This is a genomic window from Streptomyces sp. NPDC052052, assembly GCF_040680455.1.
Taxonomy (GTDB): Bacteria; Actinomycetota; Actinomycetes; order Streptomycetales; family Streptomycetaceae; genus Streptomyces.
Window position 1 is genome coordinate 1 of record NZ_JBFAWU010000026.1, and the last position, 23338, is coordinate 23338.

14 protein-coding genes, 1 tRNA gene and 1 riboswitch are annotated in these 23338 nt (G+C 71.6%); of the genes, 7 read left to right on the forward strand and 8 right to left on the reverse strand.

The genetic code is table 11. The features are described 5' to 3' along the window. Nucleotides 1–332: 332 nt before the first annotated feature. Nucleotides 333–890, reverse strand: coding sequence for a MarR family transcriptional regulator (locus AB0L71_RS26875; RefSeq protein WP_365247650.1), 558 nt, complete (start codon nucleotides 888–890; stop codon nucleotides 333–335). A gap of 156 nt (nucleotides 891–1046) precedes the next feature. Here AB0L71_RS26875 and AB0L71_RS26880 point away from each other — a divergent pair, with 156 nt between their 5' ends. Further along, the gene (locus AB0L71_RS26880; RefSeq protein WP_365247825.1) at nucleotides 1047–2348 is read left to right on the forward strand and encodes an MFS transporter; all 1302 of its coding nucleotides are present in this window, start codon (nucleotides 1047–1049) and stop codon (nucleotides 2346–2348) included. Nucleotides 2349–2418: 70 nt separating this feature from the next. On the opposite strand, the gene AB0L71_RS26885 is transcribed toward AB0L71_RS26880, so the two are convergent. Together AB0L71_RS26885 and AB0L71_RS26890 are read right to left on the reverse strand one after the other, a co-directional pair. After that, entirely contained in the window at nucleotides 2419–4152 is a 1734-nt protein-coding gene (locus AB0L71_RS26885; RefSeq protein ID WP_365247652.1) for a SpoIIE family protein phosphatase, read from the reverse strand. A gap of 177 nt (nucleotides 4153–4329) precedes the next feature. Then, nucleotides 4330–5745 (reverse strand): NAD(P)/FAD-dependent oxidoreductase, encoded by a 1416-nt coding sequence (locus AB0L71_RS26890; RefSeq protein WP_365247827.1) that lies wholly within the window; start codon nucleotides 5743–5745, stop codon nucleotides 4330–4332. A 384-nt stretch (nucleotides 5746–6129) separates the two neighbouring features. On the opposite strand from AB0L71_RS26890, the gene AB0L71_RS26895 reads away from it, so the two are divergent. After that, entirely contained in the window at nucleotides 6130–6999 is an 870-nt protein-coding gene (locus AB0L71_RS26895) for a helix-turn-helix domain-containing protein (protein WP_365247654.1), read from the forward strand. Between the two features lie 471 nt (nucleotides 7000–7470). Continuing rightward, nucleotides 7471–9552 carry a sigma-70 family RNA polymerase sigma factor gene (locus tag AB0L71_RS26900; protein WP_365247656.1) on the forward strand — a complete coding sequence of 694 codons (2082 nt, stop codon included), beginning with the start codon at nucleotides 7471–7473 and terminating at the stop codon, nucleotides 9550–9552. A 185-nt stretch (nucleotides 9553–9737) separates the two neighbouring features. On the opposite strand, the gene AB0L71_RS26905 is transcribed toward AB0L71_RS26900, so the two are convergent. Continuing rightward, nucleotides 9738–11849 (reverse strand): asparagine synthase-related protein, encoded by a 2112-nt coding sequence (locus AB0L71_RS26905; protein WP_365247658.1) that lies wholly within the window; start codon nucleotides 11847–11849, stop codon nucleotides 9738–9740. Nucleotides 11850–13055: 1206 nt separating this feature from the next. Between AB0L71_RS26905 and AB0L71_RS26910 the strand changes: the two genes are divergently transcribed. From AB0L71_RS26910 to AB0L71_RS26925, 4 genes are all read left to right on the forward strand, one after another. Then, nucleotides 13056–14837: a sporulation protein gene (locus AB0L71_RS26910; RefSeq protein ID WP_365247660.1), complete on the forward strand. Its 1782-nt coding sequence runs from the start codon at nucleotides 13056–13058 to the stop codon at nucleotides 14835–14837. Nucleotides 14838–15083: 246 nt separating this feature from the next. Continuing rightward, a complete protein-coding gene (lhgO, locus tag AB0L71_RS26915; protein ID WP_365247662.1) occupies nucleotides 15084–16337 on the forward strand; it encodes an L-2-hydroxyglutarate oxidase in 1254 nt (417 codons plus the stop codon). Nucleotides 16338–16341: 4 nt separating this feature from the next. Further along, complete coding sequence (gene trmB, locus AB0L71_RS26920) at nucleotides 16342–17205, forward strand: tRNA (guanosine(46)-N7)-methyltransferase TrmB (RefSeq protein WP_365247664.1); 864 nt, start codon at nucleotides 16342–16344, stop codon at nucleotides 17203–17205. A 143-nt stretch (nucleotides 17206–17348) separates the two neighbouring features. Continuing rightward, nucleotides 17349–18917, forward strand: a complete 1569-nt coding sequence (locus AB0L71_RS26925; RefSeq protein WP_365247666.1) for a PrsW family intramembrane metalloprotease — start codon at nucleotides 17349–17351, stop codon at nucleotides 18915–18917. Between the two features lie 85 nt (nucleotides 18918–19002). On the opposite strand, the gene AB0L71_RS26930 is transcribed toward AB0L71_RS26925, so the two are convergent. The 4 genes from AB0L71_RS26930 to AB0L71_RS26945 all read right to left on the reverse strand — a co-directional run bounded on the left by AB0L71_RS26930 (nucleotide 19003) and on the right by AB0L71_RS26945 (nucleotide 23298). After that, nucleotides 19003–19947 (reverse strand): aldo/keto reductase, encoded by a 945-nt coding sequence (locus AB0L71_RS26930; protein ID WP_365247668.1) that lies wholly within the window; start codon nucleotides 19945–19947, stop codon nucleotides 19003–19005. A gap of 237 nt (nucleotides 19948–20184) precedes the next feature. Next, complete coding sequence (locus tag AB0L71_RS26935) at nucleotides 20185–21378, reverse strand: M23 family metallopeptidase (protein ID WP_365247670.1); 1194 nt, start codon at nucleotides 21376–21378, stop codon at nucleotides 20185–20187. 11 nt (nucleotides 21379–21389) lie between these two features. Further along, a riboswitch (cyclic di-AMP (ydaO/yuaA leader) is annotated at nucleotides 21390–21543 on the reverse strand. A 285-nt stretch (nucleotides 21544–21828) separates the two neighbouring features. Beyond that, the gene (locus tag AB0L71_RS26940; protein WP_365247829.1) at nucleotides 21829–22986 is read right to left on the reverse strand and encodes a PP2C family protein-serine/threonine phosphatase; all 1158 of its coding nucleotides are present in this window, start codon (nucleotides 22984–22986) and stop codon (nucleotides 21829–21831) included. Nucleotides 22987–23224: 238 nt separating this feature from the next. Continuing rightward, nucleotides 23225–23298, reverse strand: a tRNA-Met gene (locus tag AB0L71_RS26945). Between the last annotated feature and the right edge of the window lie 40 nt (nucleotides 23299–23338).

Genomic DNA, 23338 nt, shown 5'->3' on the forward strand with positions numbered 1-23338 from the left:
ATTTCCCTTTCGGCGAGTCCGACTCTATCAGATCCTTTCGGGCCTGATTCCCAGTCAGTTGGGTTTGTCCTCCCGGCCGTTGGGCCGTTCCGACGTCCCAAACTCTAGCGGATTCTCCCGGCGACTCATAATCGAGCCTTCGAAATTAATTTCGGCATGCCGAAATTGTCCCGAGTGGGAGATCGTGCTGAGTTTTGGTTGCCGCGTCCGCGGCGGGATCGGTTGTCGCAGAACCGTTCCGGCTCGTTGACAACTCGAAGAACCTTACGGATCGAGGAAGGGTGTGTCAACTTCGCCAGGTCAAGCTCTTTCCCCCGCGTGTCGGCCCCGGTTCAGTCCAGGTCGGTGAGACGGCCACCCGCATCCGGCTGCGCGTGTTCCACACGGCGCAGGAGCCGGATGAGCATGTCGCCGAGGACCCCGCGTTCCTCGCTCGAGAGGTCCTGGAGCAGCTCCTCCTCGAAGTCGGAGGCCATGCGCATCGCCTCCAGCCACTTCGCACGGCCTTCGTCGGTCAGTTCGACGATCACGCGCACCCGGTTGCTCTCGTCCCGGTCCCGGGTGACCAGGCCCTCGCCCGCCATGCGGTCGATGCGGTGGGTCATGGCCGCCGGGGTGAGCCCGAGGCGCTTCGCCAGCTCTCCCGGGCCCAGTCGGTACGGGGAGCCGGCCAGGACCAGGGTCTTGAGGACCTCCCACTCGGCGTTGCTGATACCGAGGGCGGCGACCTGACGCCCGTACGCCACGTTCATCCGGCGGTTCAGTCGCCCCAGGGCCGATACGACCTGCTCGACCTGGGGGTCCAGATCGCGGAACTCGCGCTGATAGGCGGCGATCTGCTCGTCGAGGCTCGGCTCCTGCGGGCCGGGCTGCTCGGTGGTGTCAGACATGGCGGGCAGTATTCCATGCCCCCCATAGCCCTCGAAGTCCTTCAAGGTGAATTGTTGAGCTTCTAACTTTAGTGCTAAAGTCTTCGGGTTCGAGTCTTGGAGTGGCTCGACACGTCGTTCTTTGGAGATCTGAGGTAGGTGAGTGTGACCAGGGAGATGGGCGCAGCGCTGCGGCGAATCCAGCTGGGGAGCGCGCTGAGCGCCTTCGGGGTGGGGTTCACCGTTCCGTATCTGTACGTCTATGTGGCACAGGTACGTGATCTGGGCGCCGGTACGGCGGGAGTCGTGCTGGCGGTCTTCGCCATGGCAGCACTCGCTGTCCTGCCCTTCAGCGGGCGTGCCCTCGACCGGCGCGGACCGCTGGCCGTGCTCGTCGTCGCCTCGGTCACCGCCGCCCTGGGCTCGGTCGCTCTCGGTCTGTCGTCGAACACGGCCTCCGCCGTGCTGTCGGCCGCGGTCCTCGGCGCCGGCACAGCGGTCATGCAGCCGGCCCTCGCCACCATGCTCGTCTGGTGCTCCAGCACCGCCACCCGTACGCGTGCCTTCGCCATGCAGTTCTTCCTGCAGAACCTCGGACTCGGGATCGGCGGGCTGGTCGGCGGCCAGATCGTTGACACGAGCCGGCCGGAGACCTTCACCCTGCTGTTCCTCATCGAGGCCGCGATGTTCATCGTGCTCGGTGTCATCGCCGCCACGGTGCGGATGCCTCGTACGCCGTCCTTCCCCGACGCAAGGCCTGCTGAAGGGGCCGGGGCGACGGGCGGGCTGCGGGCGCTGCTGTCGCACCGGGCCATGGTGCAGCTGTGCGTGCTGGGCTTCGTGCTGTTCTTCGCCTGCTACGGGCAGTTCGAGTCCGGGCTCTCCGCCTACGGCACCGAGGCCGCCGGGATCCAGCCTTCGACGCTGGGCGTCGCGCTGGCCGCCAACACGGCCGTCATCGTCGTGGCGCAGTTCGTCGTGCTGCGTCTGGTGGAGCACCGCAGGCGCAGCCGGGTCATCGCCTCAGTCGGTCTGATCTGGGCGTTCGCCTGGGTCGTGGCGGGGTACGCGGGGCTCGGGCACGGCAGCCAGACCATGGCGACGGCCGCGATGATCTCCACCTATGCGCTGTTCGGACTCGGCGAGTCGATGCTGTCCCCGACGCTGGCCCCCTTGGTCGCCGATCTGGCGCCGGAGTCGATGGTCGGGCAGTACAACTCCGCGTTCGCCCTGTGCAAGCAGCTCGCGCTGGCGATCGGTCCGGCCGTGGGCGGGCCGATGGGGGCGACGCTGCACGGCCCGTACATCGTGACGTTCGTGCTGTTCTCGCTGGGCATCACGGTGCTGGCGCTGCGGCTCGGCCGTCGGCTCACCCCCGTGCAGGATCAGCCTTCGATCGCGGCGATGGCATCCAGGGTCGTGGCCGTGTCCCGGCCGGAGACCGGACCCGTGGCCGCCTCGGCCGTCACCACGCGCTGAACCGACCGGATCGCGCGCGGGGCGCACAGGAGTGCGCCGGGGTGCGTGGGGCCCCGCTTCGGCAGGGCCCTCACTTCGGCAGCACGAATTCGCACCAGACCGCTTTGCCGCCGCCCGGTGTCCGGCGGCTGCCCCAGGACGAGGCGATCGTCGCGACGATGGAGATGCCGCGACCCGCTTCGTCCGCAGGATCGGCGCGGCGGCGGCGCGGCAGGTGGTCGTCGCCGTCGGTCACCTCGATGATCAGGCGTCGGTCCGTGCGGCGCAGGCCCAGGCGCATCGGCGGGGTGCCGTGCTGGAGGGAGTTCGCGACGAGTTCGCCCGCGGCCAGTACGCCGAGGTCGCAGAGCTCGGCCGGGAAGCGCCACGAGGTCAGGACGCCGGTCGCGAAGGCGCGGGCGCGCGGGGCCGCTTCGGTGCCGCCGAGAAGATCGAGCGAGGCGTTGTGGAAGAGTTCCGCGTCCGCGCCCGTGCGGGCGGGGTGCTGAACCACCAGGACCGCCACGTCGTCGTCGTGTTCGGCGGTGACGCCGAGGGAGCGGATCAGCCGGTCGCAGACCACCTGGGGTGAGCCCTTGGCCCCGGACAGCGCACGCTCCAGCGCGGCGACGCCCTCGTCGATGTCCTCGCTGCGGCGCTCCACCAGGCCGTCCGTGTAGAGGACCGCGGTGGAACCGGGCGGCAGCGCGATCGTGCCTGAGGTGTGGATCCAGCCTCCGGTGCCGAGCGGCGGTCCGGTCGGGTCCTCGGCGCGGTGGACCGTACCGTCCTCGTCGCACACCAGGATCGGCAGATGCCCGGCGGAGGCGTACACCAGCTGTCCCTCGTTCGGATCGTGGACGGCGTAGGCGCAGGTGGCGATCTGGCTGGCGTCGATCTCGGCGGCGAGGCCGTCGAGGAGCTGCAGCACCTCGTGCGGCGGGAGGTCGAGGCGCGCATAGGCGCGCACGGCCGTACGGAGCTGGCCCATGACGGCGGCGGCCCGCACCCCGCGGCCCATCACGTCGCCGATGACCAGGGCGGTGCGGCCCGCGCCGAGGGTGATCACGTCGTACCAGTCGCCACCGACCGCGGCGTCCGTGCCGCCGGGCTGGTAGGTGGCGGCGATCCGCAGGTCGTCGGGCTGCTCCAGCTCCTGCGGGAGCAGCGAGCGCTGGAGGGTGACGGCCGTTTCGCGGTGACGGCGTTCGCTGGCGCGGAGGCGTTCGGCCGCTTCGGCGTGGTCGGTGACGTCGGCGGCGTACACCAGGACTCCGCCGTCGCTGACCCGGCTCCTGTTCCTGTTGCCCCTGCCGCTTCTGCTCTGCTTCCAGCCGTCGGTCCCCCGGTGCACCGGGGTGCAGGTCACGGTGTACGAGTTGCCGCTGCGGACCTTGCGGGACTTGACCGTACGAGGGGTGCCGCTGCGCAGGACCTGGTCCATGAGGGGCAGCAGGCTGAGCTCGGTGAGTTCGGGCATCGCCTCGGCGGCGGTGGCGCCCGTGGGGCGGGGTCCGAAGGCTGCGGTGTAGGCGTCGTTGACGTACGCGATCCGGTGGTCGGGTCCATGGACCAGGGCCACCAGGGCGGGCAGTTGGCCGAGGATGTCCCGGGTGGAGAGGTCCTCCGGGGCCGGCCCGCGGTTCTCGGTGACGCCGCTGTCGTCGCCGGGCGTGACGCGGCTCGTGCCGCCGTCCCGCTGCCGGGGGCCGGTCTCCGGCCGGGGGTACTCGGCACGGGCCGAGGGTACGGAACTGCGGTCGTCCCGTGCGGCGGCGCGCCGCTGCGTTCCTGGTAGTCGGGCGCTCCAGCGCGTGAAGTTCACGGAATTTCTGGCCTCGTGTGTCGGTCTGGTCCGCTCGGGCGGGCTGCTCGGTGTCGGTCACTGCCGGCCGGTTCACTCAGTGCAGGTGTAATCCCCACCCATGGTCACATGTCCAGTGTGACGGACCGTACGGACACTTCTCGGTACGGTCGGGTGCGCGGGCAGGGCGACGGGCAGTCAGTTGCCTTTGTCCGTCCGGGCATCGGGGTCCGGTGGCCGTTCGCTCCCCGGCGCGCCGCCCGGGCGGGGTGGGCCGACCGGGCCGGGGTGTCTGCCTCGTGCGGCGAGTTCGAATTCGGCGCGCGGGTGTTCCAGCGAACCGAGGGAGACGATCTCGCGTCTGAAAAGCCCGGCGAGGGTCCATTCAGCAAGGACACGGGCCTTCCGGTTGAACGTCGGGATACGGCTCAGGTGGTACGTACGGTGCATCAGCCAGGCCGGAAAGCCTTTGATCGCGCGCCCGCGCACATGGGCCACGCCCTTGTGGAGGCCGAGGGAGGCGACGGAGCCCACGTAGCGGTGGCGGTACTCCTCGAGGAGGTTGCCGCTGATCGACGCGAGGACGTTGTCGGCGAGGACCTTGGCCTGACGCACGGCGTGCTGGGCATTGGGCGCGGTTGTCCTGCCGACTTCGGCGCTGGTGAGATCGGGGACGGCCGCGGCGTCCCCGGCTGCCCAGGCGTGTTCCCTTCCTTCGACGGAGAGTTCCGCCGTGCAGGTGATCCTGCCTCGCTCGTCGAGCGGCAGGTCGGTGGCGGCAAGAATCGGCGCGGGTCTGACTCCGGCGGTCCATACGAGGGTGCGGGTCGGGAAGCGGGAACCGTCGCTCAGGACGGCGATCCGGTCCTCGCAGGACTCCAGCCGGGTGTCGAGGCGTACGTCGATGTTGCGGCCGCGCAGTTCACGGATCGCGTATCTGCCCATGGCGTCGCCGACCTCGGGAAGGATGCGACCGGACGCCTCCACCAGGATCCATTTCAGATCGTCCGCCTCGATGTTGTGGTAGTACCGCGAGGTGTAGCGGGCCATGTCCTCCAGTTCGGCGAGGGCTTCGACGCCCGCGTATCCACCGCCGACGAAGACGAAGGTGAGGGCGGCGTCGCGGATGGCCGGGTCGCGGGTGGTGGAGGCGATGTCCATCTGCTCGATGACGTGGTTGCGCAGGCCGATGGCCTCCTCGATGGTCTTGAAGCCGATGCCGTGGTCGGCGAGGCCGGGAATCGGGAGGGTGCGCGAGACGGAGCCGGGCGCGAGGACGAGTTCGTCGTAGGGGATCTCTACGGCTCCCGTGCCGTCCTCCCCGGTGGCGAGTGTGGTGACGGTCGCCGTCCGTTTCGTGTGATCGATACGGTGCGCCTCGCCGATCACGAGCGTGCAGTGCGCCAGGACGCGGCGGAGCGGAACGACCACATGGCGGGGCGAGATCGAACCGGCAGCCGCTTCGGGCAGAAACGGCTGATACGTCATATAGGGCTCGGGCGTGATGACGACGATCTCGGCCGTCCCGCTTCGGAGTCTGTGCTTCAGCTTCCGCTGGAGACGCAGCGCTGTGTACATCCCGACGTGGCCGCCGCCGACGACGAGAATGCGCACACCGGACGCGGGTGCGGAGTGTGTTCCCACGGAGTCTGAAGCCTTCACCACCCCATGACGCAACGCGCTCAAGGGTTTGTCCACAGGCCCGGCAAATTGTGTGACCGGAGGTTCTGGACGGGCCGCTGCCGCTGATCACGGCGACATTACGGAAGCTCCGCAGGTCAGGGGTTGGTGTGGAGGTGGAGGGCAGGGGCCGATTCAGTGACCAACCGGTCCTTGCTCCGATCGGGGGGCGCTCCGTGCGGAACCACCCTCTTCTGAATTGACCCGGGCTCAACTATGTTCGTATGTCGTCGGGGTGTCGGTCGAGACCGTGATCCGCGCTCCGGCTCAAACGGCGGGAAGTCTCCGGGGGGAGACGTCATAACCGGGGGAAAAGTTATGCCCATTCAGGAATCTCATTGGCAGACCGCTGCGGCAGTCACGTCAGCCACGTCCCATTCTCCCGACGGAAACGGGCGAATCGGAGCAGTGGGGACCATGGACACGGAGATGCCGGTCGGCACGTCCGCCGCGGCGGGGGCAGTCGTGACGAACGGCCGCTCGACTCCGCTCCGGGTGGACGCACAGCGCAATCTGGAGCATGTACTGCGAGCCGCGCGCGAGGTGTTCGGCGAGCTGGGTTACGGGGCTCCGATGGAGGACGTGGCGCGTCGCGCCAAGGTCGGAGTCGGCACGGTGTACCGGCGGTTCCCGAGCAAGGACGTCCTGGTGCGGCGGATAGCCGAGGAGGAGACCTCCCGGTTGACGGCCCAGGCACGGACCGCCCTGGGCCAGGAGGAGGAGCCGTGGTCGGCGCTGTCGCGCTTCCTGCGGACGTCCGTGGCCTCGGGTGCGGGGCGGCTGCTGCCGCCGCAGGTGCTGCGGGTCGGGGTCGATGCCGACGCCGCGGCCGAGGGGCTGCCGGGGGCTGTTGCGGCTTCAGTGCCGGTCTCGGGCACGGACGGCGCGGGGGGCGAGGCATGGGTGCCTCAGCAGCGCCACGGCATGGGGCAGGGCGGCCTCCGGCCCGCCGCGGAGTCCGATGTGCAGGACGATGCCGGGGCCGGTGAACTGCTGGACGTGGTCGGCCGGTTGGTGGACCGGGCGCGTGCGGCCGGTGAGCTTCGCCGTGATGTGACGGTGGCGGATGTGCTGCTGGTCATCGCCACGGCGGCACCTTCGCTGCCCGATGCCGAACAGCAGGCCGCGGCGTCGAGTCGGCTGCTGGACATCCTGCTGGAGGGGCTGCGCTCACGGCCTGCCGCTTGAGCGGGTAAGCCGACGTGAAGTACCCGGGCGTGGGCGCGGTGCGCGGCCACGGAGCGGACTCCGGTCGGCTTTCGAGTCCGTGAGGCGGTGCCGGGCGGGTCTGGGCGGGCGGCCGTCGGCGCGATCGGGCCGCTCGTGCATCGCCTGTATGCCCTCGGCTCGGTGCCCCTTCAGCAGGCTAGCCGCACCCGGCCGACGCCCGGCGGGGAGGCCGCTCAGGATCCGCCCCGTCCTTCCGTGCGGGAGAGCGGAAGGCTCCTCCCCACCGGTCCGTACGGGCCGCGGAAGGCTCCGCCCCAGTCGTCCGTACGGGCCGCGGAACGCTCCGTCCCCGGGTGGGGGGCCACCGCCCCTCACCTGCCGGAACGCCCCGGACGAGCGCTTATGGGGACGCAGAGGTTCGGTGTGAACACGTAATGTGAAACGCTTGCCCGATATTCGGTTCCGACGGTGCATACGGGAGCTTCCGCGATGAGCGGTGACGGGCAGCAGGAGAAGTCGCTCGACGACGTCTCAGCCAAGGGTGAGGCGGCGGGGACCGGTGGGCCGTCCACCCCGCAGGTACCGGGTCAGGGCGGCCCCCTGCGGTCGGCCGGTGGCACGGAGGGCGGCACCGTCCTGCCCGGTCCGTGGTCGACGCCCGACGAGTCCGCTGCCGACTCCGGTGCCGCCGTGCCGATGCAGCGGGAGGGCCGCGCCGGCAGTGCTGCCGGTACCTCCGGTTCCGGCTTCTCCGACGGCGAGTTGATCAGGCAGATGCGGGACGGTGACGATCTCGCGTACGCGGAGCTGTTCCGGCGGCATTCGGACGCGGTACGCCGTTACGCGCGGACCTGTTGCCGGGACGCGCACACGGCCGACGACCTGACGGCCGAGGTCTTCGCCCGCACCCTGCAGGCGGTCCAGCGGGGCAAGGGTCCCGAGGAGGCGGTCCGGGCCTACCTCATGACATCGGTACGGCACGTCGGAGCCGCCTGGGCCAAGACCGCGAAGCGGGAGCAACTGGTCGACGACTTCGCGGTGTTCGCCACCGAGGCGTCCCGGCCCTCCCCGCTGTCGGATACGGACAGGCTCGACGTGGGTGCCGATGTGCTGGCGATGCACGACGCCGAGCAGTCCATGGCGATGGACGCGTTCCGCAGCCTGCCGGAGCGCTGGCAGGCGGTGCTGTGGCACACCACGGTCGAGGAGGAGTCGCCCAGCGAAATCGCCCCGCTCTTCGGGCTGAGCGCCAATGCCACGGCCGTCCTCGCCAAACGGGCCCGGGAGGGACTCAAGCAGGCCTATCTGCAAGCGCATGTGAGCCAGGCGCTCACCTCGGACGGCAACTGCGCCCGTTACGCCGACCGCCTCGGCGCGTACGCACGGGGTGGACTCCGGATGCGGGCGGAGCGCGGGTTGCACGGACACCTGGACGAGTGCGCCAGGTGCCGGGGCGTCGCGGGCGAACTGGCCCATGTCAACGCCGGGATCCCCGCGCTGCTGCCGGTCGCGGTCATCGGCTGGTTCGCCGCCGGATACGCGCTCAAGGCTGCCGGTGGCGCGGCAGGAGTAGCGGGAGCAGCGGGAGCCGGTGTCGCCGCGGCGGCGGGTGGGGGAGGTTCGTCCGGAGGCGCGGCCGGAGGTGCCGCGGCGGGGGGACTGGGCATCCCCGCGAAGGCCGGAATCGCGGCGGCGGTCGCCCTGGCCGTGTCGGCCGGACTGGCCTGGGCTCTGATCGGCGACGACCAGCCGGAGCCCGAGGCCAGGCGCGAGGCGAAGCCCGCGTCCGTGGCACCCGTGGTGCCGAAGCCCAGGACATCGACGCCGGCACCGGCCGCCCCGGGGCCGCCCGGATCACCCGCCTTCTCCCCGACTTCCTCGCCCACGTCCGGACCGAAGCCCGCGACTGCTCCGACGCCGGCGTCCACCCCCGACCCGACGCCGACACCGAAGCCGAAACCCACATCGAAGCCGACCCCGACGCCGACGCCGACGCCGACTCCGACACCGAAGCCGAAGCCGGTTTCGACACCGAAGCCCACGCGCACCCCCGGGCCGACGCCGACCTCCAAACCGTCGGCGTCCCCCTCACCGAAACCTCCCTCTCCGGATCCGACTCCCAGGCCTGCCCCTCAGACCGTCTACCGGCTCAGCGAGTTGAGCTACTCGATGCGGGGCGACCACTCGCGGCCGGAAATATCGGTCAATGAGAGCAACTGGCTCCAGCAGCGTTCCGGCCTGTCGATCGGCGGAACCTGGTACGCACACGGGGTGACCGTCCACAGCAAGTCCTCGGTCACCATCCGGCTGAACCGCCCCTGCACGCGTTTCGAGGCCATGGTCGGGCTCGACGACCCGACGAGGTGGTCCGGTTCGGTGCGTTTCTCCGTCCTCGGCGGTGACAGGACGCTGCTGTGGCAGTCCTCGGCGCTGAGGCGCGACGACCGTGCCGTGCCGGTCCGGCTCGGCATCGGCGGCCAGAAGAAGATCCGGCTCGTCGTCGAGCGGCTGGAGAAGGGAGGAGGTGCGGCCCTCGCCAACTGGGCCGCCTCGACCATCACGTGTCAGTGAGGAGGTCGGGAGGTCCGCGAGAAAGCCGGTCAGGGACTCGATGACTGCGCCGACCGTCAGCGGGCCGCCCGCGGCGCGCTGACCTTCGTACAGCTGAGAACTCGGCGCGCTTCCTCTCGTACCAGCTGAGGTCTCGGCGCACCTCCCCTCGTACAGCTGCGATCTCGGCGCCCGTCCTTCGCCGGCTACGGCTGCAAGGTCCGTCTCGCCGGGACGACTCCGCCCGCGACCGCGCGCTGGCGGGGTGCCTCCGTGCCCGTCCAGCAGGTGCCACGCCGGGAGACCAGGCGGCGGAGCCAGAGTTCCGTGGACGCCAGGTGCGCCAGGCCGTCCAGCGGGAGCGGTTCGCCCTCCGACGCCGCACGCAGGGCCTTCCGCACGACGCGCGCCTCGATCAGGCCCGCATCGGCGAGCAGGGGGGCGTCGAAGAGAGCGATCAGACCGGGGAGGGCGGCCCGCAGCCCCGTGCGGGCGGTCTCCTGCGAGGTGGCGAGGGAGGGGGTGCCCCAGCCGTGCGGCAGCTCGTGGATGCCCGCGCCCGCGAGCACCTGACGCAGGATCGCGGCGCGGGCACCGGGCTGGACCCGGAGCGATTCGGGGAGCGCACGGGCGGCGCGTACGACCTGGTTGTCGAGGAACGGGGCGTGCACCCGCTGGCTGCGGTTCTCCGCGGCCTGCTCCAGGATCCGGTGGTCGGCGGCGTACCGGGCGAGGGCGGCCCGGGCGCGGGCCTCGCCCGGGCGCTGGACGGAGACGGGGCGGATCGCCGCCTCCTGCAGACGGACCGACACCTCGGCAAGGGCCTCCCCGGTCAGCCAGCGTGCGGCGGGCCCCGGCCGCGACCAGGCGAGGGCGGCGAGCGACGCAGCGGCGGGGGTGTCGAGATCGGGCGTGTGGCGGTTGGCACCCGGCAACCGGTCGGCCGCCGTCTCCAGACCGGCGCGGTAGGACGTACGGGAAAGTCGACGAGCCGCGCGGTAGACGGTCAGCGGGACGAAGAGGGAGTGCGCGGTCGGGCCCTCGGCCCTGGCGAGTGCGGCGACCGGACGCAGCAGATGGCGTCGCCGCCGGTCCATCAACAGGTCGGCGAGGCGGGCCGGGTGGGCGTCGAGCGCCTGTCGGGCGCCGGCTCCCACGAAGTGGTCGGCGCTGCCGGAGGCGAGACGGCGGCGGTGGCGTTCGGAGGCGACGAGGGACGGGGCGGGTTCGTCGGTGAGCGGGCCGCCGCCCAGATCGGCGTAGGGGAGGGCCTCCTCACCGGCGGCGACGACGACGTGGTGCAGGCGCGGGTCCGCGGCGATGACCCGGGCGCGTTCGAGCTCGTCCTCGTGCCCACGCGTGGTGAGGTCGTTGAAGGTGACGGCGAGCAGCCGCTCCCCCGCCCCCGCGCCGTGGCCGAGGAGGGTGCCGGGCAGGCCCGGCAGTCCGGCGGCGAGCAGGGCGAGCGTGGCGGAGGCGCTGCCTCCGGAGAGGTCGGCACCGATACCCGGTACGGGTGCGCCGCGGGCGGCGCGACGTTCGGCGGGTCCCATGCCGGGGACCGGGCCGGGGTCGGGCGGCAGGGTCTCGGGGGCGTGGCGCGGGGCGGTGAGCCTGGCGCGTACGGCTTCGACCAGTGCGTCGCGCACGCCGTCAACGGCGCTGACCGGGTCGAGTTGCGGCGCGGCGACGGCGAGGGAGGCCACCGCCTCGTACCCGGTGATCTCGCGCGAGCCCTCACGGAGGATGAGCGTGTGCCCCGGCGGAATGCGCTTCACTCCGGCGTACGGGGTGCCGTCGCGCAGCGCCTCCGGCGTTTCGGGACAGGCGAGCAGGGCGGCCAGGTGCCCGATGTCGAGCTGGGCCCCGATGAGGTCGGCGAGCGGGAGTGCGGCGGTGGCGTAGGCCGTACCGCCTGCCCAGGGCGTGTAGAAGACCGGGCGGGCCCCGGCGAGGTCCCCGATGACGGTGATCCGGCGGCCGACCTGGACGACGGTCGTGTAGCTGCCGGGCCAGGAGGTGAGATGGCGCAGGGCTCCGCCGCGGGCGGCGAGGAGGCCGGAGCGCAACTGCTCGTCGGTGGCGCTGCAGCAGCCGAGTACGGCCATGCGGGCGGTGGGCGCCCCTCCGGGGGTCTCGACCGTGCTGATCCGGATCTCGTCGGGGCGCCAGTCGCCGACGGCCCAGAGCGGATCGGGGTCCCCCCACAGGAGTTGGGATCCGACGGGATGCACCGTGCGCCCCTCGTCGGCGGCTCCGACGGCACCGGCCGTGCCGAAGCTCGCGGCGATACTGCTCCACCCCACCAACCAACGCATCGCCGCCTCCACAGGCTGTGGACGAAACGGCGCAGCAGGGAGTCACCGGGATAACTGCGGTGGTGCGCAGCGCCGTTGCGACCATGCTGCCATGACAAAGGCGCACAGGAGGGGCTACGGACGGCGCACGTCGTCAGCGCATGCGCCCCTGGCAAAAACCGGAACGGAACGGGCAGGGGCCGGACACTGCCTGAGGCGCACCGGACGGGAGTCGGCTGCGGATATCCCGTGACCCGGTCGACGCACGGGTCGCATGAGGCACAGCGTGCACCAACACCCTTGCTCACACAGCGTGTTGCGTCCCCCTGAGGAACGCGTTCCGGCGGCCGGATTCCGGCCACGGGCCGAGGGGGACGACGTACGACGGCCGGCGGGATGATCCGCACCTCGGTCGGTTCCCCGGCGGGCGACGGGCAATATTCGGCCATTTTGAGGGGAGGTTGCACCTCGGGGACAGGAAAATCAGCGCACCAGACATGCCCTTTCGGCGCAATTGTCTCCCCGGCCCTGCCCGGCCTCCTCTGGAGCCCGACTCTGCCGAAGAGGACCGCCACAGGAGTGGGCAGTGGTCCGGTCCGGGCCCGGAGACCGGCCCGGACCAGTACCGACGCACAGTCCGGGAGGCGGAGTCCACCTCCCGGACCGGTCCCACCGCCTGCGGGGAATGAGGCGGCAGTGTCCCCCAGCCCACTGAGTCCCATGCAGCGGGCCGACCCACGCAGCACCCATGGAAACGCTTCCGATTCGGCCGTACGAGAGCGCACGGCCGGGCGCACGGCCACACACCAGGAGCACGTGCGGAGCCCGGCGGGCGAGTCCGTCCCCGCGCCCCGGCGATGTTCCGGGGAGCGCACGAACGGGGCGCCGGACAGGGCACCCGCCCCGGCCGATCCGGATCCGGGCGGGGTCCGGACCGCGGTACGCGATGTCCCGGCCGGCCCGCGACGGCGGTCGGAGCGGCGCCGCGAGACCGCTCACCTCCGCACGGACAACAATCCCGCCATACGGACGTCTGCCCCTTAACGGTAGGGATGCGGCGAACTACGCTGGCTTTTACTGAGGTTCTCGGCAGGAGGCATATTCCTCGGGGCTCGGCCAGATGCGTGTGCGGCCCGAGTGCCGGGGTTCGTCCCTGGGGAGGACACGGTACGAATGCCGCGCGCCGCTTCGGTGACGCGGCTGCCGTCTGTGTGTCGAGGGGTGTCCATGTCCAGGGAGCAACGCGGACCGAACGAGAAGCTCGGAACCGTTCTCGCCCTCGCGGGAATCAGCAACGCCGGGCTCGCCCGGCGCGTCAACGACCTCGGGGCGCAGCGCGGTCTGACCCTCCGGTACGACAAGACCTCGGTGGCACGGTGGGTCTCCAAGGGCATGGTGCCGCAGGGCGCCGCGCCCCATCTCATCGCGGCGGCGATCGGCGCCAAACTCGGCCGGCCGGTCCCGTTGCACGAGATCGGACTCGCGGACGCCGATCCGGCGCCGGAGGTCGGGCTGGCCTTTCCGCGCGATGTGGCCGAGGCGGTCCGCTCCGCGACCGAGCTGTACCGGCTGGATCTGGCCGGACGACGGACCGGCGGCGGGATCTGGCAGTCGCTCGCGGGCTCGTTCTCGGTGAGTGCGTACGCGACGCCTGCATCCCGCTGGCTGATATGCCCCGCCGACGCAACGGTGGCACGCGATGCGACAACAGCCGAGGCGGCCGTCCTCGGCACCCAGGGCGCACAGGGCGCACAGCCCGGTGCAGGGGCGCAGAGAGGTTCGGGTACGGCGACTGACAAGAGCGCGGATGCCCGGTCCGGCGAGCCGGGTGCGACGGGCGCGGCAAGCACGTCACCCGCGGGCGGCACCGCAGCGGACGCGGAGGCCCAGGGCCCACCGGGTGCCGCTGGAGCGCGGACGGCACCCGGAACCCGGACGTCGACGGGGACCCAGTCGGTTCAGGTGGCGCCGGGAACCCTGGGAGCCGTGGAGTCCCGACGGACCCCGGCCATCCCTGCTCAGCCGGGCCCGCAGACCGCGCCCCCGCCCGTAGGCACGGCCACGAACGCGCTCCCCCACGACATCTCCTCGCTGCGGGTCGGCCACAGCGATGTCTCCAAGCTGCGCGAGGCGGCCCAGGACGCCCGCCGCTGGGACTCCAAGTACGGAGGCGGGGACTGGCGTTCCTCGATGGTTCCCGAGTGTTTACGGGTGGACGCCGCGCCGCTGCTGCTCGGCTCGTACAGCGACGAGGTGGGCCGGGCGCTCTTCGGCGCGGCGGCGGAGCTGACCAGGCTCGCCGGATGGATGGCCTTCGACACCGGCCAGCAGGAAGCCGCGCAGCGCTACTACATCCAGGCGCTGCGTCTGGCGCGGGCCGCGGCCGACGTGCCGCTCGGTGGCTATGTGCTCGCCTCGATGTCGCTGCAGGCGACCTACCGCGGCTTCGCCGACGAGGGAGTCGACCTCGCGCAGGCGGCCGTCGAACGCAACCGGGGGCTCGCCACGGCCCGCACGATGAGCTTCTTCCGTCTGGTGGAGGCGCGCGCCCATGCGAAGGCGGGCGACGCATCGGCCGCGGGGGCAGCGCTGAAGGCCGCCGAGAGCTGGCTGGAGCGGTCCAGGGACGGTGACGCGGATCCGTCCTGGCTGGGCTTCTACTCCTACGACCGGTTCGCGGCCGATGCCGCGGAGTGCCACCTCGATCTGAAGGCACCCCGGCAGGTGCGACGCTTCACCGAGCAGGCCCTGTCCCGGCCCACCGAGGAGTTCGTCCGCTCGCACGGGCTGCGGCTCGTGGTGTCGGCCGTGGCCGAGCTGGAGTCCGGGAATCTGGACGCGGCCTGCGCGGCGGGCACCCGCGCGGTGGAGGTGGCGGGCCGCATCTCCTCGGCACGCACCACGGAGTACGTACGGGACCTGCTGCACCGGCTCGAACCGTACGGGCACGAGCCGCGCGTCGCCGAGCTGCGGGAGCGGGCCCGGCCGCTGTTGGTGGCGCCTGCCTGAACCGGATCCGGCCACGCATGCCCGCCGGCACCTGAGCGAGGACGCCGCCACGGCGTCCTCGCCCCGTCCGGGCGGGGCGCCGTGGTGCCCCGCCGCTCACGGATCGGGTACGCGGCGCGTACGGCCGACGTCTCTGCGGCATACCCGGCCCACTGGAACGGGGATTCCGCGCCACGCTGAGCCCGCCCGGTTTGAGGACGTTGTCAGTGGGTCAGTGCACTATCGGGGTTGGGAGGTGGTGCAACGATGACGCACATGGCGTACGACTGCGATGTGCTGGTGATCGGCGGCGGAATCGTCGGCCTGTCGACCGCGTATGCGATCACGCGCACCGCCCCGGGCACCAGAGTGACGGTGCTGGAGAAGGAATCGGGCCCCGCCCGCCACCAGACCGGGCGCAACAGCGGCGTGATCCACAGCGGTATCTACTACCCTCCCGGCTCGCTCAAGGCCCGTTACGCGGTGCGCGGCGCCGCCGAGCTGACCGGCTTCTGTGCCGAGCACGGCATCGCGCACGCGGTGACCGGCAAGCTGATCGTCGCGACCGAGCGGTCCGAGCTGCCCCGGCTGCACGCCCTGGTCCAGCGCGGCCGCCGGCACGGGCTGCCGGTGCGCGAGCTGGGGCCCGCCCAGATCACGGAGTACGAGCCCCGGGTGCGCGGGCTCGCCGCGATCCATGTCGGGACGACCGGGGTGTGCGACTTCGGCGCGGTCGCGGCGCGGTTCGCCGCCGAGGTGGGCGCCGCGGACGGAGTGATCCGTTACGGCTCGGAGGTCACCGCGATCGACCGGCGCCCCTGGGGCGTGGCGGTGCGCACGGCGGACGGCCCGGTGGTGCGGGCCCGGGTGCTGGTCAACTGCGCGGGGCTGCACTCCGACCGGGTGGCACGGCTCGCGGGCGACGACCCCGGGGTGCGGATCGTGCCCTTCCGGGGGGAGTACTACGAGCTGGCCCGGCCGGAGCTGGTGCGCGGCCTGGTCTATCCGGTGCCCGATCCGGCGTTCCCGTTCCTCGGTGTGCATCTGACCCGGGGCCACGACGGCAGCGTCCACGTCGGACCGAACGCGGTGCCCGCGCTGGCCCGCGAGGGGTACGGCTGGCCGGTCGTGCACCCCCGTGAGCTGGCGGACACCCTGACCTGGCCCGGCACCTGGCGGATCGCGCGAAGGCACTGGCGGTACGGAGCGGGCGAGGTGCACCGCTCTCTGTCGAAGCGCGCGTTCACGGCAGCCGTGCAGCGGCTGCTGCCCGAGGTCACACAGGCCGATCTGCTCCCGGCCCCGTCCGGGGTCAGGGCACAGGCCGTGCTGCGGGACGGCACCCTGGTGGACGACTTCCTGATCCGCGAGGCCCCGCACACCGTGCACGTACTGAACGCCCCGTCGCCCGCCGCGACGGCCTCCCTGCCCATCGGGCGAGAGGTGGCACGCAGGGCGCTGCTCCGGGCACGGGGGACGGGGTGGAAGCCGCCCGCCGTAGAATCGGGGCATTGTGTCTGAGCCCATGAACCCCTCCACGGACTCCTCCGCGCAGCCGCCCGTTCCGCCGAACGTTCCGACCGACGTTCCGACGACCGGCAGGACCTCGTCCGGGATCCCGGACGAGCTGCGCGCCGCCTCCTTCGAGCGGCAGCGCAGGCTGCGCCAGGAGCCGCGCTTCCCCGGCGGACCGGCGATCGATCCCGCCGGATCGCACCATGAGCGCCGTATCCGCAGCTTCCAGCCGCGTCGCAGCCGCGTCACGCCCGGCCAGGAGGACGCGCTGCTGCGGCTCTGGCCGAAGTGGGGCCTGGACATCGACGGACAGCACGTCCTCGACCTGCCCGAGCTGTTCGACGGACTCCCCGCGGTGCTGGAGATCGGCTTCGGCATGGGTGAGGCCACCGCGCAGATGGCGGCCGACGACCCGGGCACGGGCATTCTCGCCGTCGACGTGCACACCCCGGGCCAGGGCAATCTGCTCCGTCTCGCGGACCAGAACGGCCTGTCCAACATCCGGGTCGGCAATGGTGACGCGATCATCCTGCTGCGCGAGATGCTGAAGCCGGACTCCCTGGACGGGCTGCGGGTGTACTTCCCCGACCCGTGGCCCAAGAAGCGCCATCACAAGCGGCGGCTGATCCAGCCCGAGTTCCTCGATCTGGTGGCGCAGCGGCTGAAGCCGGGGGCCGTGATCCACTGCGCGACCGACTGGGAGCCGTACGCCGAGCAGATGCTGGAGGTGCTGACCGCGCACCCCCTCTTCGAGAACACCCAGGCGGACGGCGGCTATGCGCCGCGACCGGCGTTCCGGCCACTGACCCGGTTCGAAGGGCAGGGCCTGGACAAGGGCCATGTCGTGCACGATCTGCTCTTCGCCCGCCGCTGAGTCCTGCTGCTGAGCCCCGCTGCTGAGCCCCGCCGCTCAGCCCCGCCGCTCACCCGGTCGCCGGGCACAAAGCCCGGTGCCGGGGGCGTAGGTCACTCGTCCCATGGCCGACTGTCGGTCCTGCTCGCTAGGGTCATCGGGTGGTGTCCGACGGGTCTCTCCAGCAACGACAGTCGCAACCGGTCGTCCCGCTTCTCGATGAGCAGCGGGTCGGCGAGATCCTGGCTGCCGTACCGGAGCGCAGGCTCTGGCGCTACCGGCCCCGCCGCGTCGGCATGGTCTGGCGGAGCAAGGCATTCCGGATCTCGGCCGTGTGCACCGTGCTCGCGCTGTGCGCTCTGGCGATCCTGGCCCTGGTCCGCGATCAGACGGGCACCGAGGGCTTTCTCGTCGGGCTGGGTCTCGCCGTCCTGCCCGTACCGCTCCTGATGGCGGCGTTCCGGTGGCTGGACCGGGTCGAACCAGCGCCCTGGCGCAATCTGCTGTTCTCCTTCGCCTGGGGCGCGTTCGCGGCCGCCCTGGTGGCAATCATCGCCAATTCATTCGCAACCCACTGGATAGCCACAGCCACCGCAGACCCCGCGGATGCCGACACCCTCGGTGCCACGCTCATCGCCCCGGTCGTCGAGGAGAGCGCCAAGGCCGCGGCCGTCCTGCTGATCTTTCTGTTCCGAAAACGCGAGTTCCACGGGATCGTCGACGGCATCGTCGTCGCGGGCTTCGCCGCGAGCGGCTTCGCCTTCACCGAGAACATCCTCTACCTGGGCAGTGCCTTCGGCGAGGACCAGCGGACAGGCCTCTCGGGCGCTGTCGCGGTGACCGCCGCGACGTTCTTCGTACGGGCGGTGATGTCCCCGTTCGCACACCCACTCTTCACGGTGCTCACCGGAATCGGGTTCGGGCTGGCCGCGGCCAGTGCACGGCGCCACCGGATCCGGCGTATCGCGCTGCCCCTGCTGGGGCTCGTCCTCGCCATGGGCATGCACTCCCTGTGGAACGGGTCGGCCGCATTCGGCCCGTACAGCTTCTACGCCGTGTACGGACTCTTCATGGTCCCGGTCTTCTCCCTCGTGACCTGGCTGGCGATCTGGTCGCGCCGACGGGAGCTGCGCACCCTCGCGGCCGAGCTGCCCGCCTACGCGGCGGCCGGCTGGCTGGCCCCCGCCGAGCCGCTGGCCCTCTCCTCGATGCGGGCCCGCGGCATGGCACGCGAGGCGGCACGCCGCCGCCACGCCCTCGCGGCACGCGGAGGCTGGGTCGGCCCGTACGCCACCGGACCCGTGCCCGCGTACGGACCGGGGTACGCGCCGGCGTACGCCTCGCCCCGGCGCGGGCCGGCGGCCCAGGTCGCAGCGCATGCCAAGGCGCAGGCCGAGGCCCATGGCAGAGCTGCCGCCCGTGCCGTCGCCGAGTACGAATCGTTCGCGACCTCACTGGCCTCACTGCGCCGGCAGGCCCGCCTCGGGACGGCAGGCCCGGACTTCGCCGAGCGTGAGCTGGAGTTGTTGCACCACCTCTGGCAGCGCAGGGACGTGGCCTCGCCCGCCCTGACGTATGCCGCTCAGGCGACGGGTCTGCTGCGCCCGCCCCACGGACCGGCCGCCCCGTACGCGTCCCCGCACCCGTTCCCGCAGCACACGCCGTACGGCGGCTACGGCGGCTACGGCCACAACCCCTACCTGGACCCGCGCCGGCCTCCACCACCGCAGTAAGGCCCCACGGCCGCGCCCAGAAGCGCCCGGGCCCCGGAGCATGCGGGGCCCGGGCGCGACCGGCGCGCGGTCCGGGGCGTCACTGTCAGGCGGATGCCTCGGTGAGGTCGGCCAGGTCCTGCTCGGTCAGCGCGAGGTCGGCGACCGCCACCAGTGCGGGCAGCTGCTCGACCGTACGGGCCGAGGCGATCGGCGCGGCGACGGTCGGCCGGGACGCGAGCCAGGCGAGCGCGACGGTCGCGACCTCCGCGTCGTGTTCCTGGGCGATCCTGTCGAGCGCGGTCAGCACCTTCTGCCCCCGCTCCGACTCCAGGTACTGACCGGCCTTCTCGGCCCGCGCGCTCTCCACCGGGACGCCCGGACGGTACTTGCCGGTGAGGAAGCCGGAGGCCAGGGCGTAGTACGGGACGGCGGCGAGCCCGGCCCGGGCGGCCGTGTCCTGGAGCTCGCCCTCGTATGTGTCACGGGAGACCAGGTTGTACTGCGGCTGCAGGGCGACATAACGGGCCAGCCCCTCGCGCTCCGAGAAGTCCAGGGACTCCTGGAGCCGTGCGGGGCTGATGTTGGAGGCGCCGATCTCCCTGACCTTGCCCTCCTTCACCAAGTGGTCGAGGGCGGTGATGATCTCCTCCACCGGCACGGTCTCGTCGTCGAAGTGCGTGTAGTACAGGTCGATGTGATCGGTGCCGAGCCGGCGCAGCGACTCCTCGGCCGCGGCCTTGATGTTCGCGGCGGAGAGCCCCCGGTACGAGGGGTGGGCGCCGACCTTGGTGGCGACGACGATGTCGGAACGGTTGGACCGTGCCGCGAGCCACTTGCCGATGACGGTCTCCGACTCGCCGCCCGCATTGCCCGGGACCCAGGCGGAGTACGCGTCGGCACTGTCGATGAAGTTGCCGCCCGCCGCGGCATAGGCGTCCAGAACGGCGAAGGACTGCGTCTCGTCGGCTGTCCAGCCGAAGACGTTGCCGCCGAGGGCAAGGGGGAAGACCCGGAGGTCGGAGGGGCCCAGCTCACGAAGAGAAGTCATGTGTGGATCAACGGATTCCAGCAGTTCGGCTATTCCGGCGGACCGGCCCCGACAGCCGCTTCCGGACAGCCCGTTCCGCCGGGTCCGGACGGCCGTTCCGACCGGCGGGACGGCGACGGACCGGCGGGACGGCGACGGACCGGCGGCCCTGACGTCGGGGGGTGAGCGTCAGGGCCGCCGGGGTTCGGCAGCCGGTGAACCGGCTCGGTTCACACCGGCGGGGAAGCGGCCGGTGGATCAGGGGGTGAGGCCCTTGTCGCGCAGCCAGGCCATCGGGTCGATGCCCGTGCCGTCGGAGGTGTGGACCTCCAGGTGGAGGTGCGGGCCGGTCACATTGCCGGTCGCGCCGACCCGGCCGATGGTGTCACCGGTGGTGACCTTCTGGCCGACGCTGACGCCGATCGAGGACTGGTGGCAGAACCACAGCTCCGTACCGTCCTCGAGCTCCAGCACCGTGCGGTAGCCGTACGAACCGGACCAGCCGGCCGAGGTGATGGTGCCGGTGTGCACGGCCTTGATCGGGGTGCCGGTCGGCGCCGCGAAGTCGAGGCCGGTGTGGTAGCCCGAGGACCACATCGAGCCGGCCTGACCGAACGTCGAGGTGACCGTGTACGAGGAGGTCGGGAGGGCGTAGCTGGCGGCGAGCTTGGCGAGTCGCAGTGCCTCGGCCTTCGCCCTGGCCTCCTCCTCCGCCTTCTTCTTCTCGGCGGCGGCCTTGGCCTCGGCCTCGTCCTGCTGCTTCTTGGCCTCGGCGGCGGCCTTCTCCGCGGCGGCCTTCTCCTGAGCCGCCCTGGCCTCGGCATCGGCGGCGTCCTGCTGCTGCTCGGCCTGCTGGAGGATGCGGGCACGGAGCGCCTCGCCCGCGTCCGTCGCCCCCTGCTCGGCCTCGGCCGTGGTGATGCCGGCGGTGGTGAGCGGAGCGGCGGCTTCGACGGCGGCCTGGTCGGCCTCGGAGTCGCTGGAGAACAGGGCGCCGACCCCGGGGAGGGACTTGACCTCGGGGAGGTTGTCCGAGATGGAGTCGGGAAGGGAGATGGAGACCGGCGGCTTGCTCTGTGCGCTGGCCATGCCGCCCGCGCCGACCGCCGCTATGACACCGACGCCGAGCACCGTGGAGCTACGGGCAAGTGCGTTGCGCTGCTTGGCCACCCGGTGCTTGCCGCGCACGGGACGGACGGACTCCTCGGTGGGGTTCCACTCGTCCCAGCTCCCGGCGGGTTCCCTGCCGTCGTCCGCACGGGCTTCGCCACCGAACTCACCGACGAAGCCGGCACCCGGTTCGGTGCCGTGGTCGGCGCCGAACTCCGTTCCCGTCCCGAGGGTTTGGTGTCCGTAACCGAATTCTGATCCGCCGCCAGTGACGCCGAGGCCGGTGCCGAACTCGGAGTCGAACCGTGAAGGGGCCTCGGGGGCAGGCTTGTTGGACGCCACGTGGGCGCACTCCTTTCCTTCCTTCTCGCCTACCGGGTTAGCTGACGGGTTCGGAGCAGGAAGGTCTCCTACGGGCCTCTCTCGCCTCTCACGAGACATGGATGCCCGATTCACCCCATATGGATGGTTCCCCGGTTCCCTTGCGGAATTCGGCGCTCGCGCACGGTGCCGCCACTGACGACGGCTGGGACGACCGCGCTGCGTTATCGAACGTTAATAGACGCGGGGGCTCGATTCCAAGCCGTTCCCCTGGATCGCTCACCTCTTTGGCCTGGCCTTTACCGGACAAAACCGTTCGGAGTCGGACGACCTGATCGGCCCTTAGGCGTCGACGACTTTCTGACGTTGCATCATATGTTATGCGGAGCGGCGCCTTTTGATTACGCACGGTTTCCTTCGGGTCCGGAGCCGCACCGCCCCACCGGGTCCGGCGCACCGTCGCCCCACCCGTCACGTCCCGTCCGGGCCCACGATGCTCACGGTCCTCCGCCGGTCCGGCTGCCCCTCGGCGGGACGTGCGACCGCGAGCAGCGCCATGTCGTCGGTCGTCTCGCCCCCCGTGTGGCGCCGCACGTCATCGATCAGCGCGGACAGCAGCTCCTCCGGCCCGGGAAAGATCCGCCCGCGCAGCCGGGCCGCCGGATCGTAGAAGACGCCGTCGGCATCCCGCGCCTCGGAGAGACCATCGGTGTAGAACAGCAGGGTCGCCCCGGCCGGCAGGTCCCACTCGTCGGCCCGGTCGGGCCACGCTCCCAGCCCCATCCCGAGCGGCAGCGCGGGCACCGTCGGCCCGAGCACCTCCACCACCCCGTCCGGGTGCAGCAGGATCGGCTCGGGGTGACCGCGGTTGACGATCCGGACCCGGGACGCACCGGACGGGATCTCGGCCAGTACGGCGGTGGTGAAGCCCTCGACCGCTTCCAGACCGCTCCGCCGCGACTCCTCCCGCGCCAGCGCCCGCTCCAGTCGCTGCGCCACACCCTCCAGCGAACGCTCCGGCTCGGCCGCCTCCCGGAACGCCCCGATGACCACCGCCACCGACTCGACCGCTTCGAGCCCCTTCCCCCGTACGTCCCCGACCACCAGCCGCACCCCGTGCGGGGTCTCCGTCACGGCGAACAGGTCTCCGCCCACGAACTCGTCCGCCTGCGCCGCCTCGTACCGCGCCGCCACCTGGAGCCCGCCGATCCGGTCGGACGGCTTCGGCAGCACCGCGCGCATGGCGGTCTCCGCGACGACCCGTGCGGAGGCCAGCTGCTCGTTGCTGCGCCGTACCACCGTGTTGATCACGACCGCGAGGGCCGAGACGGTGGCCACGGTGAGCAGCTCACTGAGCGGCACGACCAACGGCAACGTGTTGGTGATCAGCCGCAGCACGATCACGGCCAGCACCGAGGCGGCACCGGTGCCCATGGTGCTGCGCAGCGAGAAGAAGGGCGCCGCGATCAAGGGCGCCGCGACGAACAGCGGAATGGCGGTGAACGCCTGCGGAGTGAGGACGTCGAACAGCACTCCGCCGACGATCATCAGCGCGGGCAGCATGCGGACGAAACGCCGGGTACGGGCGGCTTCGTACTCGCCGTGTCCGCCGCGCCGCTCCAGCCGCATCCCCACCTGTGCTCTCCTGCCCGGTACGCGCGAGGTACCGCGCCCCACCCCAGGCTCGCCCGAACGGGCCCGCACGGCGACTCCTCATCGCCCAATGGGGGCAGCCCGTGGCACAGCTCACACACCCGCCCGGCCTGCTCCCCCATCGGGCACCGGCCGGTCGTCCCGGGCCGCCGAATCCGAGGCGGACATGATTCAGGCCCGGCACGCTGTCTGCGTGCCGGGCCTGAATCTTCAGTAGCGGGGACAGGATTTGAACCTGCGACCTCTGGGTTATGAGCCCAGCGAGCTACCGAGCTGCTCCACCCCGCGTCGGTGAATACAACTGTACGGCATGTCCGACGCACTCGTG

Coding starts and splice junctions, on each gene's coding strand:
- AB0L71_RS26875 (WP_365247650.1), bottom strand. CDS start 890: ATGTCTGACACCACCGAGCAGCCCGGCCCGCAGGAGCCGAGCCTCGAC.
- AB0L71_RS26880 (WP_365247825.1), top strand. CDS start 1,047: ATGGGCGCAGCGCTGCGGCGAATCCAGCTGGGGAGCGCGCTGAGCGCC.
- AB0L71_RS26895 (WP_365247654.1), top strand. CDS start 6,130: ATGCCCATTCAGGAATCTCATTGGCAGACCGCTGCGGCAGTCACGTCA.
- AB0L71_RS26900 (WP_365247656.1), top strand. CDS start 7,471: ATGAGCGGTGACGGGCAGCAGGAGAAGTCGCTCGACGACGTCTCAGCC.
- AB0L71_RS26905 (WP_365247658.1), bottom strand. CDS start 11,849: ATGCGTTGGTTGGTGGGGTGGAGCAGTATCGCCGCGAGCTTCGGCACG.
- AB0L71_RS26910 (WP_365247660.1), top strand. CDS start 13,056: ATGTCCAGGGAGCAACGCGGACCGAACGAGAAGCTCGGAACCGTTCTC.
- lhgO (WP_365247662.1), top strand. CDS start 15,084: ATGACGCACATGGCGTACGACTGCGATGTGCTGGTGATCGGCGGCGGA.
- trmB (WP_365247664.1), top strand. CDS start 16,342: ATGAACCCCTCCACGGACTCCTCCGCGCAGCCGCCCGTTCCGCCGAAC.
- AB0L71_RS26930 (WP_365247668.1), bottom strand. CDS start 19,947: ATGACTTCTCTTCGTGAGCTGGGCCCCTCCGACCTCCGGGTCTTCCCC.
- AB0L71_RS26940 (WP_365247829.1), bottom strand. CDS start 22,986: ATGCGGCTGGAGCGGCGCGGCGGACACGGCGAGTACGAAGCCGCCCGT.